Origin of the sequence: Clostridium estertheticum subsp. estertheticum, assembly GCF_001877035.1 — a bacterium.
Classification (GTDB): Bacteria; Bacillota; Clostridia; order Clostridiales; family Clostridiaceae; genus Clostridium_AD; species Clostridium_AD estertheticum.
In genome coordinates, this window is record NZ_CP015756.1 from 3146406 (window position 1) to 3165716 (window position 19311).

The following is a 19311-nucleotide window of genomic DNA, read 5'->3' on the forward strand; positions in this document are numbered from 1 at the left end:
ATTATGTCCTCCTTAGACTAAAGCCGCAACATCAAGTATCAATGTAACAAGTCCATCTCCTAAAATTGTTGCTCCTATATATTCTTTTATTCCATGTAATGTTTGCCCTAATGGCTTTATTACAATTTCTTGTTGTCCTAGAAGTGAATCCACTAAAAGGCCTACAGTTTTCTCTCCGACTTTTACAATGACAATATATCTCTTTGTAATTTCAATATTTTTTATTTCCATTTTTTCATTTACTCTTACAAGTGGAATTACACTATCATTGTATACAATAACTTCTTTATTATTAGTCTTCTTAATTAACTCTACCTTATAATCTATTACTCTATCAATATATCCAAGAGAGATAGCCATAGTTTCATTACCAACTTTTACTAGTAATGCCTGGATTATTTGTAGTGTCAATGGTAATCTTATAATAAAAGATGTACCTTTGTCAATCTCACTTATCGCATCTACAGTTCCACCAAGTGCAGCAATTTTAGTTTTGACAACATCCATACCCACTCCGCGCCCAGATATATCAGTTACTTTGTCATTAGTACTAAATCCTTGTGCAAAAATCAAATTTTTTACATCAGCATCTGTCATGCCCTCAGTATTTATACCAGATTCATTTGCTTTTACCTTTATTCTCTCTACGTCCAGGCCTGCACCATCGTCTTCAACCTTTATAATTGCTTTAGTACCTTCAGCATAAGCTATAAGCTTAATTGTACCAACTGGACTCTTTCCTTTAGCAATTCGCACGCTACTAGGCTCAACACCGTGATCTGCTGCATTACGAAGCAAATGAAGTAATGGTTCCCCTATTTCATCAATAACTGTCCTATCAAGTTCTGTCTCCTGTCCTTGAATTACAAGTTCCATATCTTTATTAAGATTTTTTGATATATCGCGAATCATCCTTGGAAATCTATTAAATACTACTTCAAGTGGCAACATTCTAATCTTCATTACCAAATCTTGAAGCTCAGACGTAGCTCTAGCTACTTGTTCTAAAGTTTCATTTAAATCAGTTAGTTTATGAACGCTACTTATTTGTTCTAGTCTTGTTCTATGAATTACAAGTTCTGATACCATATTCATAAATTTATCTAGTCTATCTAGTTCAACTCTAACAGATTGATGCGCTTTTTTATGAGCTACAACTTCCTTCTTGTCTTTGTTTTTACCCTCTACCATAGGCTTGCTTTTCACTTCTTCTATTTTAGCCTCAGTAGCCTTTTCAATCCCTTTAACTTCCACTAATTTATCAGATAGAGTAGCCGCAGTGCTGTCAATGTCAACATCCTCCACATTTGCTTTTTCTACTTCAGATATATTGAGTAAAATATCAGTAACTTCATCTTTTTCCTTATTAGTTATATAAATTAAATTTATTTCAAATTCAAAATTCTCATCTTCTAAATCCTCAGCTCCTGGTACCGATTTTATTATCTCTCCGTATTCTTCTAAGCTCTTAAAAATGAGAAATGCCCTAGCTGCTTTTAATAGCGTATTTTCACTTATCAAAATCTTTATGTCAAATGCGTTATACATTTTTTCTTTTGCTTGTTTTATGACATCAATATCATATTCATTAAGACTTACTCTCTCACCCATATCTTCGTTACTAGTGTTTTGTGGCGTATTTTCAATTTTCTCTTCTTGGGCTTTTGGATTTTCACCACTCTCAGCCATTTCAAGTAAATCCTTTAATATCTCGTCTATTGAAATATCTTCTGAAATATCTTCTGAAATATTATTCACCATTTTTTCTAAAGTGTCAAGACACCTAAATAGAACAGTTACAACTTTTTCGTTTACCTTAAGTTTGCCCTCACGAAATTCTGATAAGATATTCTCCATGTTGTGGGTTAATTCAGCCATTTGACTAAAACCCATGGTTGCTGCCATTCCCTTTATAGTATGAGCTACCCTAAATATTTCATTTAACTTGTCTATATCTTCTGGGTTTTGTTCAAGCTCAAGAAGCGACTCATTCAATGTTTGTAAATTTTCCATAGACTCTTCTAAGAACATTGACATATATTGTGATGTATCCATTTTATCCCCCTCATTATTTCTTAATGCTTGTCCACCTATAATTTTTTATAGATAAATGTGGATGCTTTTTCAAATCCATACTCTTTATAATTATATATACTTTCAGTTGCACCTACAAATAATAAACCACCTTTTTTTAATGAATCACTTATTTTTTTATATATTTTATCCTTAATATCTTGATTAAAATAAATAACTACATTTCTGCACACTACTAAATCAAAATTATTATCAAAATTATCTAAAATAAGATCATGTTTCTTAAATTCAACCATTTTTTTAATTTGAGGACTAATTATGTATTTGTCCCCATTAACTACAAAATATTTGTCCATAAATTGTTTGGGAACATTTTTAACTTCTGAATAAACATACTCTCCATTTTTCGCTTTTTGAAGTATTGTACTATCGATGTCTGTAGCTATAATTTTATGATTTCCGCGAGAATTTAAATTATCTACAATCATAGCTAGTGAATAAGGCTCAGCTCCAATAGAACATGCTGCACTCCAAATTTTAAGTCCTGAATTATATGGGAGTTCTGACTTAATCTTTTTTGAAAGTTCATCAAATATTTCAGGATTTCTAAAAAATTCTGTTACATTTATTGTTATAAAATCTAAGAACTTCTGTTTTTGAGCGGGATCTTTTTTAAGTAAACTAATATATTCCTCTACGGAACTAACTCCCACTCTTGACATTAAGCTCAAAATTCGTCTGTGCAACTGATTAGATTTATACGCTGACAAATCTATACTATATTCTTTTAAGACCCAATGCTGAAATTCTATTAAATCCATTAGCGTTTGCTCATCTCCTCATTACAACCCTATTTATTTCCTGCGCAATATTTTCTAGCGGTACAACTTCATCGACTTTACCAGTTTCAAAAGCCGCCTTTGGCATGCCATATATGGTGCAGGTAGATTCATGTTCTGCCATAGTAATTCCGCCATTGTCTTTAATAGTTGCGGTACCTATTGCACCATCGCGTCCCATTCCCGTAAGTATAACGCTTAAAAGTCTGGAACCATAGACTGCTGTTGCTGATATAAATAGCTTATCTACCGCAGGCCTAACCCCCCAGATAGTTGGTTCAATATTTAAATGTATTTTCTTATCACGGCCTACCTCCATATGATATCCACCAGGCGCAATATAAACTACATTTTTTTGGATTAAATCACCATCAGAGGCTTCAACAACTTTTAATTTACTATTTAAATTAAGCCTTTGTGCAAAAGCCTTTGTAAAACCAGTTGGCATATGTTGCACTACTAAAACTGGTACTCCTATATTATCGGGCAATACTGTTATTACTTTATATAATGCTTTAGGACCACCAGTAGATGCTCCAATAACCACGGCCTCAACGGTTGGAACTGCTACCTTTAACGGTCTCTCTATAGCATTACTAGATACTACTTTATTTATAATATTTTTTTTTTCAAAAGTCGTGGTAGTTCTGCTTTCACTTTGCATATAAGCTAATTTTATTTTTTGGACCAATTCATCTTTAACTTTATTTACATCTAATGATATTGCTCCAGAGGGTTTTGCAATAAAATCAAAAGCTCCTAGTCCAAGGCACTGCATAGTTAACTCTGTACTAGCCTTAGAACTGTTGCTAAGCATTATAGCTTGTACATTTTTGTTAACTGCTTTTAATCTCTTTAGCGTCGTTATACCATCCATATGCGGCATTTCAATATCCAAAGTTATTACGTCAGGTAGCAATCGTTCTATTTTTGATAATAATTCTTCACCATTTCTTGCTGTACCTATAACTTCCATTTCTGCTTCAGCATTAATCATATCAGAAATTATTTTTCTCATTAATGCTGAATCATCTACTACAAAAACTTTTATCTTCTTAACCATTATATATCACCCTTTACTTTTGTTTAAATCATCTCCTGGGTCATTAAATCTCCACGGTTCCCATTCCTACAGTCCTAATAGACAGTAGACCATTAGTTGTATCAAATATTAAAGTTCTGCCTTTATTACCACCGATGTCTTCCGCGAGTAGCGGGATAGATAGCATTTTTAGAGCATTTTTCACTGCTATACTATTTCGATTACCAATATCCATAATTATACTTTTATCAGAAAAATTAAACATTGATGCTCCACCTGCTATTTTAGCCCGCATATTGCATAACTTCGCACCTTTACTAATCATTTTAGTAACTAAAATAGGTATAGCCAAATCTGCAAACTTTATTTCATTTGTTATTTTATTAAACTGACTACTGTCTGGAAGCATTATGTGTGCTAGTCCTGCAATTCCTATATATTTATCAAAAATTGCAATACCCACACAAGATCCAAGCCCAACAGTTATTAATTTATCTGGTGAAAGTACTACATTCAAATCTGCAATTCCTACCTTTATCTCATTATATTCCATAATTACACCCTATTTTATAATATTTGTGTTTTTTCTTCATCAGTCAATATAGCTGAAATGTTTAAATATATAATTATTTTACCATCTATTTTAATAAGCCCTTTAATGTATCTTTTAGATATTCCCGTAATTAACTCTGGTGAATCTTCTATATTATCCTTACCTACAGCTTTAACTTCTGATACAAAATCAACTATTATGCCTATCTTACTCTCCTTTTGTTTTGTAACTATTATTTTAGAATCCTTGCCAATTTCAGATGCTTCTAGATCAAATCTTTTGGTTAATGTTATAACCGGTAAAATGCTATCTTCATAATTTATTACACCCTCAACAAATTGTGGTGAATCTGGTACTTTAGTTGACTTTTCATATTCGAGTATTCGCTCTACTTCTAAAATACTTGTAGCATACTGTTCCCCATTTACACTGAAAACAAGTACCTTAATATCTTCCTGCTTCATGTTTACTCCTCCTACCCTTGTAATTTCTCAACTATTAATTCCCTATCCTTATCTATAAATGCATGAACATTTTTGCTAAGAACATCAAGGACATATTCTCTTTCTCCTATAATAAATCTAGTGTTAGGGTAAGCAACATCTGCCCATATATGCCCATTTTTTTCTACAATAAGTTTTGTCGATACTCCCCCTAAACCTCCAACTACTTTGCATTTGATTTCTTTCCCCGCTTTTATAACTCCCCCACGAGCCAAGCCTTTATCCTGCTGGAATAATATACTACCGCTTGCTACAAGCTCTGAAACATATTCACCTTTGCCAGTAAAAATAATATTACCCGAGCTCTTAATTGTTGAGTCTTGTGAGTAATCTAATACTACATCCACTGGAAGCTTTAAATTCATTTCCATTTTTTCAATTTTATTTTCTATAATTGTCACAACATCATTTAATTCCTCGAAATCAACAATATTAAGAGGTGCAAGATTTAGTATTTTATGTTTTATTATAAGTACTAATTCATCTTCATCATTTTCTAATTCTGTTATTCTTTTAACTACTTTAATTGCAGTTTGAGGAAGCTTTTTAAATTTACTTTCAAGTAATATTTTAATAAGTTCTCCATCACTACTATTTTTCCTTATAAGATTTATCCCTTTCACTTGCCTTACGGATGCTATTAATTTTAACATGTCATCTTTCATACTCTTTATATCATTTAAAAATTCTAAATTTAATACATCTTCTTTTCCAGATGAAATGTTTGAATGAATTACATTACCCTTAATCACAACATCACCAGAAGCTTTAATCTCAGCTTCCGCTACATTATTTTTTATCAAAATAGAATTACCTGATTCTACTTTCATACCTTCACGTACACTTCCGCTTATAACTATATCACCAACAAATTGAATATTCCCTGTTTTTAATTCTACATCCCCATTTACTTCATAAGTTTTATAAACGAAAAAGGTACTTCCCCTAAGCGATGGTCTACCTTTACTAGTTGCAGTAACCGTAAACTCATCTGTAAGTTCACACCCTTCTCCTACACCCAGTGTTAATGTTTTAGAATTTTTACATTTTAAAACCTTACCATTAATATCTATTCCATCTTCTCCACTTTTACCACGATGAAGGACAGCTAAGACCTGTCCTTTTTCTACGCCTTCTACCGTTCCTATAGCTTTGTAGTCAATAACCTCATCATTGTTATAATCCTTATGACCGCCATCATACTTTACTTCTAGTCTATCATCTATTGCATCTATTACTTTCTTCCCCTTTGCAATAATCAACTGGGAAACTTCATCTTCTTTTGAACATTTTATAACAACCATTTTCAAAATACCATATTTAATTTTATTGCTTAATAACTCATTGTTAATTTCTGCCTCTGTAAATTTTGGTGGCATATTTTTTTCTTTTACTTCAGACTCTATTAATACTGAATTTTTAGGTAGACTATCTTTTAATTTATAGGTCACCTTAGGTTTATACTTTATACTGATATAAGCTTCCATATTGTCTGGGCTTGTGCTTAAATCTAAATTGCGACTTGCTTCATCTTCTTTTAGAAATACTTCAATAATATCTTCTTTTTTCACATTAGCGCGGTGAGTTACTTTTTCTCCGTTTACAGTTAGTGTAATATTATTAGCATTAGAAATTACAGCCGGTTCACCGCCATCAAAAGGATTTTTTACTATGATTTCACCATTTTTAATTTCTATAGTTCCATCTTTTTCATTATGAGTATCTGTTTTAATATCATCTTTTTGAGCAAAGTCTAATTTTAGACTTCCTTCATCAGTCATCCCATCTATAGAATCGATAGAAATTATAACATGTTTCTTAAATAAACCTCTTTTCTCCTCAAGTATTGAATATTTAATTAGTTCTTTCGAAACGCCTAAACTAAGACTTGCATTTTTTAAACACTCCTTAACATTAGATCCTTCAAATTTTTGAAGTTCTGGCCTATCATCCACTTATACCACCTCTTCCTATATAGAAATTATGCAATAATCATTCTGTGGTATCCCACTCATCTTAATGTTTTATTTATTTATTTATTTATCGTTCTATTCGAAATAAACTTTACAAATTTCTGTTTATTCTCTTTTAATTCATCATCGAACCCCACCATTATTGCTTTTATTATTGAATTTTCTGATGAATTAAAAGAAAATCCATCCACACTTTCTATTGGAAGAACCTTAGGTGATGTCCCTGAAATAAACAAACCATTATATGATTTAAGGTCCTTTTCAAAAACATCTTGCTCTATAAATTTTATATTTAATTTTTCACAAGTTTTTATAATAAATTGTCTTGTAATTCCAGGTAATACATTCATAACTCTCGAGGTTACAACTGTAGTTCCTTTTACCATAAAAATATTTGATTTACTACCCTCTGTAATATATCCAGCATTATCAATTAAGATTGCTTCATAAACATTTTCACCCTTTATTTTCAAATTTACATTTTCACGAAATTCATTATTAATAACCTTCGCATTAGGATTACTTCTCTCACCATGATAAGTAATAGTTTTTACGCCCTCTGTGTATTGATTTTTTGTTGGATATGAATGTTTCACAAAATATACTAAAAACTTTTCATTAGACCCTTTATTATAAAGGTTTTCATCATGTGGATTATAGTTTATAACTAATTTTAAATTTCCATCTTTTACTTTATTGTGACTTATTAATTTAATAACTCCATCTATAATTTCATTTCTGGTAATAGTCAAGCTGTATTTCATAATTTTCGCAGAATTTTCAAGACGGCTTAAGTGTTCCATAAAAAATATTGGAATTCCATCACTTACTCTTATAACCTCATATAATGATTTTCCAGCATCACTACTATAACTATCAAATTCTTCACTGCTCTTAAGTTCATCCCCAAATAAAAAATACATTTCTGTACACTTGTCCATATCAATACTCCTCCCTATTTTAAAGATATAACAATTAATATTTGTCATATCTTCCATGTTTATATTTTTATTATACTTTATATCTTATAAATAATCCTATTTCCATCTCAGAATTTCAATTTTATCATGTGTTTTTTTATAATTTATCAAATAAGGATGCCCTACTAAATTAAAAAGTGGTAAATCAGAGAGTGAATCGGAAAACATACATGAATTTTCAAAATCCACCTCTATATTTTCTTTAAGCAAGACTTCTTTTAATCTTTTTACCTTTTCTTCACCCTTACAATTTTCACCTAAGATCTGATTTCTATGCAATCCATGCTCTTTTATAAAACGAGTTCCTATTACTTTATCGACTTCTTTTATATTATAGAGTTCACTTAAATAAAATTCAGCTGAAGCAGAAATCAAATAAATTTTATACCCCTGTTTTTTCATTTTTTTTATAGTATCTATAGCGTCTTTATATAATATTTTGCTTAAACATTTTTCATAAAATTCTTTAACAATTTTTTTCATATCATTTTCTTCTATACCGTCTATAAATCTTATAAAAATCTTTTTTGTTTTAGAAGCATCATATATTTTAAAGACATAAAAAAGGGATGAAAATATGCTTTTAGGTAGATATTTTATATATTTGGGATTTCTCTTAAGCATGAAAATATAAAATTCTACTAAAGTCTCTCGTTTTGTTATTGTGTAATCCACATCAAAAATAGCTAATTTTTCTTTCAAATCTGTTCCTCCTTTTGAAATACCTTATAATATTATTACCTTAATGTTATTCTTAATACTTATTTTAACACAAAAAAGCCGCTGCATACGCAACGGCTCCTCCTAGAATTATTTTTCGTCTTTAATTAATTCTTCGTAATATTTAGTTACTTCTGCAAATTCTTCATCTTCAGGTATAATTAATTCACCTGTTTCTTCATCTCCAATTACCTTGAAAAGATATATTGAATCATCTTCAGGGTTTTGAACTAAAGCATATTCATTTTCTTTATAAGTAAATCCATCTACTATTTCACATGGAACTACGTTACCATTTTCATCTTCTAAATCTACTGTCAATGCTTCGCCTTCGCCTTCTCCACATCCGCAACCACAGCCTTCATGCTCATGTTCATGTTCATGACCACCGCATCCACAGCCTTCGTTCTTTTCTTCATTATCATGGCCACCGCATCCGCAACCTTTATTTTCATGGTCATGTTCGTGACCACCACATCCGCATGATGTATTTTTATCTTCATTCATAATGTAGTACCTCCTAGTTTCAGTATATCTTAATTCTACCCTAAAACATAAAATAATAAAAGGCTTTTTTAAATTAATTTTTATTAAATTAGTGTAAATGAAAAAGGAAGATGAAATTTAATTCATCTTCCTTTTCTTTTAAAATTTTAAATACTATTTTTCACTAGCAAGTTTTTTGTATCCTGCTAATCTTTCTTTAGCATCATTTTCTGTTTTAACAAATAATTCTTCTGCAACTTCTGGGAAACTTTTTGCAAGTGAAGAATATCTTACTTCGCCCATTAGGTAATCTCTAAATGAAGTAGTTGGTTCTTTAGAGTCTAATACGAATGGGTTCTTTCCTGCATCTTTAAGATCTGGATTAAATCTATACATAGCCCAGTATCCTGATTCAACAGCTCTCTTAGTCTCAAGTTGTGTACATCCCATTCCAACTTTAAGACCATGATTAATACATGGTGCATAAGCGATTATAAGTGATGGTCCTTTATATGCTTCTGCTTCTTTTATAGCTTTTAATGTCTGTGCTTTATCAGCACCCATTGCTATTTGAGCAACATAAACATATCCGTAAGTCATTGCCATCATACCTAAATCTTTTTTCTTAGTTCTCTTACCAGTAGCGGCAAATTTTGCAACTGCTGCAGTTGGTGTAGATTTTGAAGCTTGACCACCAGTATTTGAATATACTTCAGTATCAAATACAAATATATTTACATCTTCTCCAGATGCAAGTACATGATCAACTCCGCCATATCCGATATCATAAGCCCAGCCATCTCCACCAAATATCCATTGAGATTTCTTAACTAAATGATCTCTCTTAGCAAATATTTCTTTTAATGCTTCGTTATTATCTTTTTCAGCATTTAATAATGGTAACATTTTATCAGTTGCAGCTTTTGAACCTTCTGCATCTTCTTTGTTTTCTATCCATTCATTAATAACTGTTTTCAATGCATCACTAGTTTTCATTGTCAATGCTTCTTTAGCTGACATTTCAACCTTATCTCTTAATTGGCTAGTTGCAAGGAACATACCAAATCCGAATTCAGCATTATCTTCAAACAATGAGTTAGCCCAAGCTGGACCTTGACCACGTTTGTTAACTGTATATGGTGAAGCTGGTGAACTTGCTCCCCAAATAGATGAACATCCTGTAGCATTAGCTATTAACATTCTATCTCCGAATAATTGAGTTATAAGTCTAGCATATGGAGTTTCTCCACATCCAGCACAAGCTCCACTGAATTCCATTAATGGTTGCTCAAATTGGCTTCCCTTAACAGTTGCTGTTCCCATTGGATTTTCTTTCTTAGGTAAGTTTATGTTAAACTTCCAGTTTGGTAATTTAGCTTCTTGCGTAGCATATGGTTTCATGATTAAAGCTTTTTCTTTAGCAGGGCAAACTTCTGCACAGTTACCACAACCACTACAATCTGCATTACTTATACCTATTGCAAAATGTTGACCTTCAAGTCCTTTTCCAATAGCTTTCTTACTTTCGTAAGTCTTTGGAGCATTTTTAAGATCTTCATCATTAGTTAAGAAAGGTCTTATTACTGCATGAGGACATACATATGCACATTGATTACATTGTATACATTTATCTACTTGCCATTCTGGTACATTAACAGCAATTCCTCTCTTTTCAAATGCAGCTGTTCCTGGCATTAATGTTCCGTCTTCTATTCCAACAAATGCACTAACAGGTAAAGAGTCTCCTTCTTGTCTGTTCATTACATCTGCAATATTTTTAACGAAATCTGGCCTAGCATCTTCTGCTACAACTACATCTTTAACTGTTTTCCAGCTTGCTGGTACATTAATTTTAACAACTGATTGAACACCTTCATCAATTGCAGCGTTATTCATATTGATAACTTTTTCGCCTTTTTTACCATAAGATGTAATAACAGCAGCTTTAAGATACTTAACTGCATCTTCTACTGGTATTATGTCTGCAAGTTGGAAGAAAGCTGCTTGCATAATCATGTTAACTCTTCCACCAAGACCTATTTTACCTGCTATTCCAACAGCATCAAGCGTATTGAAATTAATATTGTGATTAGCAATATAGTTCTTCATTGTAGCTGGTAAATGTTGTTCTAATTCTTCTGGAGTCCATATACAATTCAATAAGAATGTACCACCATCTTTAATTCCTTTTAAAACATCATATTTAGTTACATAAGCTTGGTTACCACAGGCAACGTAGTTTGCAGAACTAATTAAATATGTTGATTTTATAGCTTTCTTACCAAATCTTAAGTGAGAGATTGTTACTCCACCTGATTTTTTAGAATCATAAGCAAAATAAGCTTGTGCAAACATATCTGTATGGTTTCCTATGATTTTGATTGCACTCTTGTTAGCTCCAACAGTACCATCTGATCCAAGACCCCAGAATTTACATTCTTTAGTTCCTTCTGGTGTTGTTGTAATAGCATCACCAATTACGAGTGATTTATTAGTAACATCATCAACTATTCCTACAGTAAATCCGTTTACTGGAGTTTTTGCTTTTAAAGCATCATATACAGCAACAATTTGAGCTGGAGTAGTATCTTTTGATCCAAGTCCATATCTTCCGCCAACTATAACTGGTCTAGTTTCTTGATCAAAATATGCACTTCTAACATCTTGATATAAAGGTTCTCCAATTGATCCTGGTTCTTTAGTTCTATCAAGTACTGATATTTTTTTAACTGTTTTTGGTATGTATTTAAAGAAATGATCTACTGAGAATGGTCTAAATAAATGTACTTTAAGTACTCCAACCTTTTCTCCCTTAGCAATTAAATAATCAATAGTTTCTTCAATTGTTTCACAAACTGATCCCATTGCTATTATTATTCTATCTGCATCAGGTGCACCATAATAGTTAAATAAGTGGTAGTCAGTTCCGATTAATGAATTTATTTTTCCCATACATGTTTCAACTTTTTCAGGTAATGCATCATAATATGTGTTTGAAGCTTCTCTTCCTTGGAAATAAACATCTGGATTTTGTGCTGTTCCACGAGTTACTGGATGTTCTGGGTTTAACGCTTTATTTCTAAAAGTCTCTAATGCTTCTTTGTTCATAAGACTTCCTAAAGTTTCATAATCCCATGCTTCTATTTTTTGTATTTCATGAGAAGTTCTAAATCCATCAAAGAAGTTTACAAATGGAATTTTTCCCTCTAGTGCTGTTAAATGAGCAACTGGTGATAAATCCATTACTTCTTGTACACTATTAGATGCAAGTAAAGCAAAACCTGTCTGCCTAGTTGCCATTACATCTTGATGATCTCCAAAAATATTAAGTGCATGAGTTGTTAACGCTCTAGCAGCTACATGGAATACTCCTGGTAATAATTCTCCTGCAATTTTGTACATGTTTGGAATCATTAATAATAATCCTTGAGAACATGTAAAAGTTGAAGTTAAAGCACCTGTTTGAAGTGAACCATGTACAGCTCCTGCAGCTCCTGCTTCTGATTGCATTTCCATAATTTTAACTTTTTGACCAAATACATTTTTTGTTCCTTTAGCTGCAAGTTCATCACAATATTCTGCCATCGTTGATGATGGTGTTATAGGGTAAATTGCTGCAACATCAGTATATGCATAGGCAACATGTGCCGCTGCTGTATTTCCGTCCATAGTTTTCATTTTTCTCATTTAATAAGCCTTCTTTCTTAAATAATATTATAAAAATTGTTAAAACGCTTTTATTTAAATTAAATGTAAGAGTATTATATTAAATATCTCTATACTTCAAAATAATAACTTCCTAATAGATTTTATGCAAAACTAGCTAACACTTATCAGCGTTAGCTAGACATGATGAACCCTTGTAATCTACATATTCTGTAACTTACCTCACCATTTCATAGTCCTGCATGTTTTTATAAAAAAACTTATTTAACCAGGCTTTTTCCCATTTCTTCTGCTTTAACTAATTGTTCATTAGTAGGAGCCTCGTTAACTGTTATGTTTTGTACAACATTAAATTCGTATTCTTTCATTAAACTTACCCATTTGTTCATAAATTCTCCATTATCCCATCCATAAGATCCAAATAAACCTGTGATTTTATTATTAACTGGAATCAATTTGAATTTATCAATAAAAGGTTGCATTTCTTTTTGATCAATATTATTGTTGTCCATTGATGGACTACCAAATGCAACTACATCTGCATTAGTTACATCTTCAACTGATGCTTCGCTAACTAGTTTAAGTAGTACCTGAGCACCTGCATCCTTTGCACCTTTAGCAATGTGATTTGCTAAAACTTCAACATTTCCACCGTTACTTAAGTAAATTATCGTTAGTTTTTTCATTACTATCACCCCCATACTTTCATATTAATAGATAGTCTACGTTACAATTTAATTATACATCAATATGAATAATATTCAAGTTTTTTCGTTAAAAATACTACATTATATTTAAAAATAAAATACTGTATAAACACAATAAGTTAGTGTTATAGAACAGTTTTCCAAATAATATTCTCTAAATGTGATAAAACATTGTTAATGTTTTATCACATTTTACTAACCACTTGTTCTCTCTTATATTATAAAAAGAACAAAGAAATTTTACCTTTTTCTATATTTTTCTATTAATTCTACTATTAAATCAATACTTTTTTCAGTATTGCTATTATTCATATTTTCAATATATTTATTTTTATCATTATATAATTCCTTAATTTTCATTTCTACATTTTCAGGTGTTAAATCTTCGTCTTGAATAACCATACTATAACCACTTTTTTCAAAAGATCTTGCATTAAGTATTTGATCACCACGACTAGCCTTTGCTGATAACGGTATTAATAAATTAGGTTTTCTTAGAGCAAGTAGTTCAAAAATAACATTTGCTCCTGCCCTAGATACAACAATATCTGCACTAGCCAATAAATGAGGTAATTCGTCTTTTATATAATCAAATTGCTTATACCCATCTTTGTTTTGAAGCGATTTATCAATATTGCCACTACCACAAATATGAATAACATTATATTCTAGTAATAATTTATCAAGCTTCGCCCTTATAATCTCATTTATAACTTTAGACCCTAGACTACCACCTATAATCATAAGTACTGGTTTTTTATCTTTAAAACCACATATATGGTTACCTTTAATTTTGTCTCCTTCGAACAATTCATGCCTGATAGGATTTCCAGTTACAACACCTTTTCCATTTTTTAATTCTTTTAATGCTTCTGGAAAAGTTACACATACTTTTGTGCAATAAGGAGATACTAACCTATTTGCAAGTCCTGGTGTAATATCACATTCATGCGCGATCACTGGTACTTTGTTAAAAAATGCAGCAAGCACAACAGGAACAGAAACAAATCCACCTTTAGAAAAAACAATATCCGGTTTTTCCATTTTAATAATTTTTTTCGCCTCAAAAATGCCCTTAATTACTTTTAAAGGATCTGTAAAGTTTTTAAAATCAAAATATCTTCTAAGTTTTCCGCTAGATATAGGAAAGTACTTAATATTTTCACCCTCTATTATTTTCCTTTCTATACCTTCCTTTGTTCCAATATATTCAATTTCATAACCTAACATTTTAAGTTTTGGTATAAGTGCAAGATTTGGTGTTACATGTCCTGCTGAACCTCCACCGGTCATTATAATTTTGTGTTTTTCCACTTTAACACTCCTTTTAAAACATGCTTTATTCAGTTTATACTATCTTATTATATACTACTTAGAATAAGAAGTTCAGTATTTATAAAAACTTTCATTATCCACAATTTTCTAAACAACTTACGATTTTCAAAATTATCCTTCAATCAACTAATATAAAAAAAGAATATGCGGTTAAACTACTATCATCAAATAATCACCAAAATAAAAGGAGGCAATTATTATGACAAGTAGAAATAGACAATTAGTACCAGAGGCAAGAGAGGGACTTAATAAATTTAAAATGGAGGCTGCTCAAGAAGTTGGAGTTAATTTAACAGATGGTTACAACGGTGATCTTACTTCTAGACAAAATGGATCAGTTGGCGGACAAATGGTTAAAAGAATGGTAGAACAATACGAGAAAAACTTATAATTCAAACCTATATTTTCCTTGTTTACCTCTAATAATCTATTATATATTTATAGATAATGCACAAGATATTATCATAACAAAAATATATTAAAAAGGAGTGAGTTAACAATGGCAAATAAAACATTAGTACCACAAGCAAAAGCAGGTCTTAACAAATTTAAAATGGAAGCTGCTAAAGAAGTTGGAGTTAATTTAACAGATGGTTACAATGGCGATCTTACTTCTAGACAAAATGGATCAGTAGGCGGACAAATGGTTAAAAAAATGGTTGAAGAATACGAAAAAAACTTATAATTTAAATTTCAAATAACAAATTATTTCAACAAAAATAAATTATAAAAGGAGTGAATTAACAATGGCTAATAATAAAACATTAGTACCACAAGCAAAAGCAGGTTTAAACAAATTTAAAATGGAAGCTGCTAAAGAAGTTGGAGTTGATTTAAAAGAGGGTTACAACGGTGACCTTACTTCTAGACAAAATGGATCAGTGGGCGGACAAATGACTAAAAAGATGGTAGAACAGTACGAGAAAAATTTATAATTAACATTTTAAAATTGGTTAAGAGGTATATGCAAGTCATATGCCTCTTAACTTTTTTATTTTATTTACTTACAAAGATTCATTTTGAATACTTTACTTTCCTAATTTCCCTCAAATATTCTATTATAAATTTGTTATTTCTACACAAGATACTATCATAACCAAAATAAATTATAGAAGGAGTGATTAAAATGTCAAACAGACAATTAGTACCTGAAGCTAAAGCTGGATTATATTCTTTCAAAATGGAAACTGCAAAAGAATTAGGAGTCAACTTTACAGATTACAATGGTGACTTAACTTCAAGAGAATGTGGTTCTGTTGGTGGACAAATGGTTAAAAAAATGGTAGAACAATATGAAAGAAATTTATAATTTAAAAGAATAATAATAGTAAGGGCACATAGATTTAGTCTATGTGCCCTTACAAATTAATTACATTACAGTTCCAGATTTAACCGCTCTGTAAACGATAATTAGCTAAGTTGAAATTCTAAAATTTTAAGTTGAATGGATTTACGCCCATTATACTCATTGATTTGAGGCGAATAAATTAAGTCTAATTTCAATCCTCTAGGGTTTGTTAGATAATTCATATGCTCTTCTCCATATCTCTCTTTTAACATTTCTATAAATTCATCTACCCTATTAAAAAATATTCCATCAATAGTCTTGTTTAATCCCGGTATTACACACTTTATTTTTATTGTATTTGCGCTCTTACCTAAAATATCTATTTTTAAAATAGGAATATTTTTCTCAGCAAGTAAAGGTGACGAATTTCCTTTACCAAATGGTTCTAACTGTTCTAACTCGTTTATCATCTCATAATTTATTTTACCAAGTGGCATTCTCTGGTCTATTCTTATCTTAGGTTTTATATCCTCATCTGTTAATGTACAAATAAGATTTAATTTTTGCCTTAGATTTTCTATATTTTCTTCTTTTATTGAAAGACCCGCTGCCATTGGATGACCTCCAAATTTTTCAAGTAATTCTTTACATTTTATTAATTCTTCAAACAAATTATATTCTTTAATAGATCTTGCTGAACCTTTAGGGGTTTCCTTTCCTTTTGTTAATATTATTGTTGGCACATTAAAAGTTTCCCTAACACGACCCGCTACAATCCCTGCAATACTCTCATGAATAGTATCTTTATAAATTACTAATACTTTATCATTTTTAAAAGTTGAATTATGTATAAGTTCTATAACTTCTTCCACATTTTCTGTAGTCATTTCTTGTCTTTTCTTATTAAGATCAAATAAAGTTTTAGCAAGCTCTTTTGCTCTATTTTCTTCCTCACATAGGAGTAATTCAACTGATATAGCTGCAGATTCTAGCCTACCAGTAGCATTAATACATGGTCCTATTTGAAAACCAACATGGTAACACTTAATCTCTTTATCATTAATACTTAACATTTCCTTTAAACACCTTAAACCAAGATTCTTTGTATTAGTTAACATATCTAAGGCATTTTTAGCAATTATCCTATTCTCATCCACTAAATCTACCACATCACAAATAGTTCCTATCCCTGCAATTTCTATAAATTCATTTGCAAATTTCACATCAATCCCAATTTTTATAAATAATGCTTGTACAAATTTAAAAGCAATACCGGCACCACATAAATTCTTAAATGGATAATTACATTCTTTTTGTTTTGGGTTAATAACAGCATCTGCTGGTGGTAACTTAAAGGTTCTTTCCCCCGATTCATTTTCATCAAATTGTAGTTCATGATGATCAGTTATTATAACAATCAAACCTAATTCTTTTGCTAGTTTCACCTGCTCTATAGCTGCAATTCCATTATCGCATGTTAAAACAACTTTAAAACCTTCATCATTTAGTTTTCTTATCCTATCACTATTTATACCGTAACCTTCATGTTCCCGATCTGGGACGTAGTATTCCACGTTAGCCCCAGAACGTTTTAATCCCTTATACATTATAACGGTACTTGTAACTCCATCGGCGTCATAATCACCGTAAACAACAATTTTTTCTTTGTTTTCTATTGCGAGTTTTATTATATATATAGCTTTTTCCATATCTTTCATTAAAAAAGGATCATACAAATCATCTATACTTGCCCTCATAAATTTTCTTATGTCTATTTCATTGTCAAATCCCCTATTAATTAAAATCTTAGCTACAACTGGACTTACGCCCGATTTATTTGCGAGTGAAATAACATCTTTAGATGTATTTCTTAGTAACCACTTTTTCTCCATATTTATCTCCTACTTTCCAAATTTGGCATTAGAACCTGCACCGTAGCATTAACTAAAACCTTGTTTACTACATCCATTATCTCGGAATCTGTAATGTCTTTCATTACTTCGAATTCAGAAAATAGTTCAAAACCATCATTATACATAATTTCATATACGCATAAGCTCACACTAGTTTGAATAGATTTCTCGAGTGCTACCATTCTACGAAGTTTATAACTTTTACACAATTTTAGCAAACATTCCTTATCAAAAAAATTTCTAAGTTCCTTAACTTTTTTTATTTCAAAATTAATAATTTCTATAGTCTTGTAAGCATTTTCATTTGAAGTTCCAAGTGATATAGTAAAAAGTTTTATTCCTATTTCATTTTTAATCTTACTACTTATATCATAAACAAGACCTCTCTTAGTCCTGACTTCATCAAACAAAATACTGCTTGTACCGTCTCCAAAAACTACGTTAAATACTTTTAACGCACTAACTTCTCTAGGTGATAAATTATGTATTGGGAAACAATACTGGATTTTAGCACCTTGCAAGTCATCTCTATATTCATAATATATACCTGGTTTATTATTTTCGTAGATGTTCTCTAAGTTTTCTTCTATAATGCCTTTTTCAGAGACTAATTTAGCCTTCATATTACCGATATATCTCTCCACTATTTTTAAAATATCTCTAATATTCAAAGAGGATACTACACTTATTACGCAATTATCAGTAGTGTAATATTTCTCATAAAAGTCCTTAATTTGCTTGATGGTAATAGAGCGTACACTTTCCTCAGTGCCTATAATTAGATCCTTAATCCTTCTCTTTTCAAACCCATTATAAAACATGGAATCTTCACAAAATTGATTGGAATCATCCTTCCATTCTTTTAGTTCGGCGCAAATCACTTCTATTTCCTCGTAAAAGCCTTTTTGGGGAAAACAAGGATTTAAAATAATATCAGAATAAATTTCAAATCCTTTTTCAAAATCCTCATCTAAGGTTGTGCCATAATATACTACGTACGGATAATTAGTCATTGCATTACAAAAACCAAAAGTTTCATCACACAATTTATTTATTTCATATTCTGAGCGCGAATTTGTACCCTTAAAAAGCATATGCTCTACCACATGAGCAATTCCTAAATTTTCTTTTTCCTCTCTATTGGCTCCTGCATCAAACCCTATTGTAAAAGAAGTTAAATTATTTTCAGCCCTTTTATATAATAATTTTATACCATTTATTAACTTTATTTTTTCCATATACTCACCTTCGCTTCTTTTTTTAAAATGTTTT

18 protein-coding genes are annotated in these 19311 nt (G+C 30.9%); 4 read left to right on the forward strand and 14 right to left on the reverse strand.

Going from position 1 to position 19311, the window contains the following annotated elements:
• Window positions 1-12 precede the first annotated feature (12 nt).
• The 12 genes from A7L45_RS14660 to A7L45_RS14715 form a co-directional block, all read right to left on the reverse strand.
• Window positions 13-2055, reverse strand: coding sequence for a chemotaxis protein CheA (locus A7L45_RS14660; protein ID WP_071613481.1), 2043 nt, complete (start codon window positions 2053-2055; stop codon window positions 13-15).
• Window positions 2056-2090: 35 nt separating this feature from the next.
• Window positions 2091-2855 (reverse strand): CheR family methyltransferase, encoded by a 765-nt coding sequence (locus A7L45_RS14665; protein WP_071613482.1) that lies wholly within the window; start codon window positions 2853-2855, stop codon window positions 2091-2093.
• Window positions 2856-2865: 10 nt separating this feature from the next.
• Entirely contained in the window at window positions 2866-3936 is a 1071-nt protein-coding gene (locus tag A7L45_RS14670) for a protein-glutamate methylesterase/protein-glutamine glutaminase (RefSeq protein WP_071613483.1), read from the reverse strand.
• Between the two features lie 43 nt (window positions 3937-3979).
• The gene (locus tag A7L45_RS14675; RefSeq protein ID WP_071613484.1) at window positions 3980-4468 is read right to left on the reverse strand and encodes a chemotaxis protein CheD; all 489 of its coding nucleotides are present in this window, start codon (window positions 4466-4468) and stop codon (window positions 3980-3982) included.
• 14 nt (window positions 4469-4482) lie between these two features.
• Complete coding sequence (locus A7L45_RS14680) at window positions 4483-4932, reverse strand: chemotaxis protein CheW (RefSeq protein ID WP_071613485.1); 450 nt, start codon at window positions 4930-4932, stop codon at window positions 4483-4485.
• A gap of 11 nt (window positions 4933-4943) precedes the next feature.
• A complete protein-coding gene (locus A7L45_RS14685) occupies window positions 4944-6926 on the reverse strand; it encodes a DUF342 domain-containing protein (protein WP_071613486.1) in 1983 nt (660 codons plus the stop codon).
• A 77-nt stretch (window positions 6927-7003) separates the two neighbouring features.
• On the reverse strand, window positions 7004-7885 hold the full coding sequence (locus tag A7L45_RS14690; RefSeq protein ID WP_071613487.1) for an aminotransferase class IV: 882 nt from the start codon (window positions 7883-7885) through the stop codon (window positions 7004-7006).
• A 96-nt stretch (window positions 7886-7981) separates the two neighbouring features.
• Window positions 7982-8626 (reverse strand): HAD-IB family hydrolase, encoded by a 645-nt coding sequence (locus tag A7L45_RS14695; RefSeq protein ID WP_071613488.1) that lies wholly within the window; start codon window positions 8624-8626, stop codon window positions 7982-7984.
• A gap of 108 nt (window positions 8627-8734) precedes the next feature.
• Window positions 8735-9151: a DUF1292 domain-containing protein gene (locus tag A7L45_RS14700; RefSeq protein ID WP_071613489.1), complete on the reverse strand. Its 417-nt coding sequence runs from the start codon at window positions 9149-9151 to the stop codon at window positions 8735-8737.
• A 153-nt stretch (window positions 9152-9304) separates the two neighbouring features.
• On the reverse strand, window positions 9305-12817 hold the full coding sequence (gene nifJ, locus A7L45_RS14705; RefSeq protein ID WP_071613490.1) for a pyruvate:ferredoxin (flavodoxin) oxidoreductase: 3513 nt from the start codon (window positions 12815-12817) through the stop codon (window positions 9305-9307).
• 239 nt (window positions 12818-13056) lie between these two features.
• Entirely contained in the window at window positions 13057-13482 is a 426-nt protein-coding gene (locus A7L45_RS14710) for a flavodoxin (RefSeq protein ID WP_071613491.1), read from the reverse strand.
• A 261-nt stretch (window positions 13483-13743) separates the two neighbouring features.
• Window positions 13744-14817: an undecaprenyldiphospho-muramoylpentapeptide beta-N-acetylglucosaminyltransferase gene (locus A7L45_RS14715; RefSeq protein WP_071613492.1), complete on the reverse strand. Its 1074-nt coding sequence runs from the start codon at window positions 14815-14817 to the stop codon at window positions 13744-13746.
• A 220-nt stretch (window positions 14818-15037) separates the two neighbouring features.
• On the opposite strand from A7L45_RS14715, the gene A7L45_RS14720 reads away from it, so the two are divergent.
• The 4 genes from A7L45_RS14720 to A7L45_RS14735 all read left to right on the forward strand — a co-directional run bounded on the left by A7L45_RS14720 (window position 15038) and on the right by A7L45_RS14735 (window position 16147).
• A complete protein-coding gene (locus A7L45_RS14720) occupies window positions 15038-15229 on the forward strand; it encodes an alpha/beta-type small acid-soluble spore protein (RefSeq protein ID WP_071613493.1) in 192 nt (63 codons plus the stop codon).
• 108 nt (window positions 15230-15337) lie between these two features.
• Window positions 15338-15523 (forward strand): alpha/beta-type small acid-soluble spore protein, encoded by a 186-nt coding sequence (locus tag A7L45_RS14725; RefSeq protein WP_071613494.1) that lies wholly within the window; start codon window positions 15338-15340, stop codon window positions 15521-15523.
• A gap of 61 nt (window positions 15524-15584) precedes the next feature.
• Window positions 15585-15773 (forward strand): alpha/beta-type small acid-soluble spore protein, encoded by a 189-nt coding sequence (locus tag A7L45_RS14730; RefSeq protein ID WP_071613495.1) that lies wholly within the window; start codon window positions 15585-15587, stop codon window positions 15771-15773.
• Between the two features lie 191 nt (window positions 15774-15964).
• Window positions 15965-16147 carry an alpha/beta-type small acid-soluble spore protein gene (locus A7L45_RS14735; protein ID WP_071613496.1) on the forward strand — a complete coding sequence of 61 codons (183 nt, stop codon included), beginning with the start codon at window positions 15965-15967 and terminating at the stop codon, window positions 16145-16147.
• 101 nt (window positions 16148-16248) lie between these two features.
• Here A7L45_RS14735 and recJ read toward each other — a convergent pair whose 3' ends face one another.
• Both recJ and A7L45_RS14745 read right to left on the reverse strand, forming a co-directional pair.
• On the reverse strand, window positions 16249-18018 hold the full coding sequence (gene recJ / locus A7L45_RS14740) for a single-stranded-DNA-specific exonuclease RecJ (protein WP_071613497.1): 1770 nt from the start codon (window positions 18016-18018) through the stop codon (window positions 16249-16251).
• 2 nt (window positions 18019-18020) lie between these two features.
• Window positions 18021-19277 (reverse strand): M16 family metallopeptidase, encoded by a 1257-nt coding sequence (locus A7L45_RS14745; protein WP_071613498.1) that lies wholly within the window; start codon window positions 19275-19277, stop codon window positions 18021-18023.
• Window positions 19278-19311: the final 34 nt, after the last annotated feature.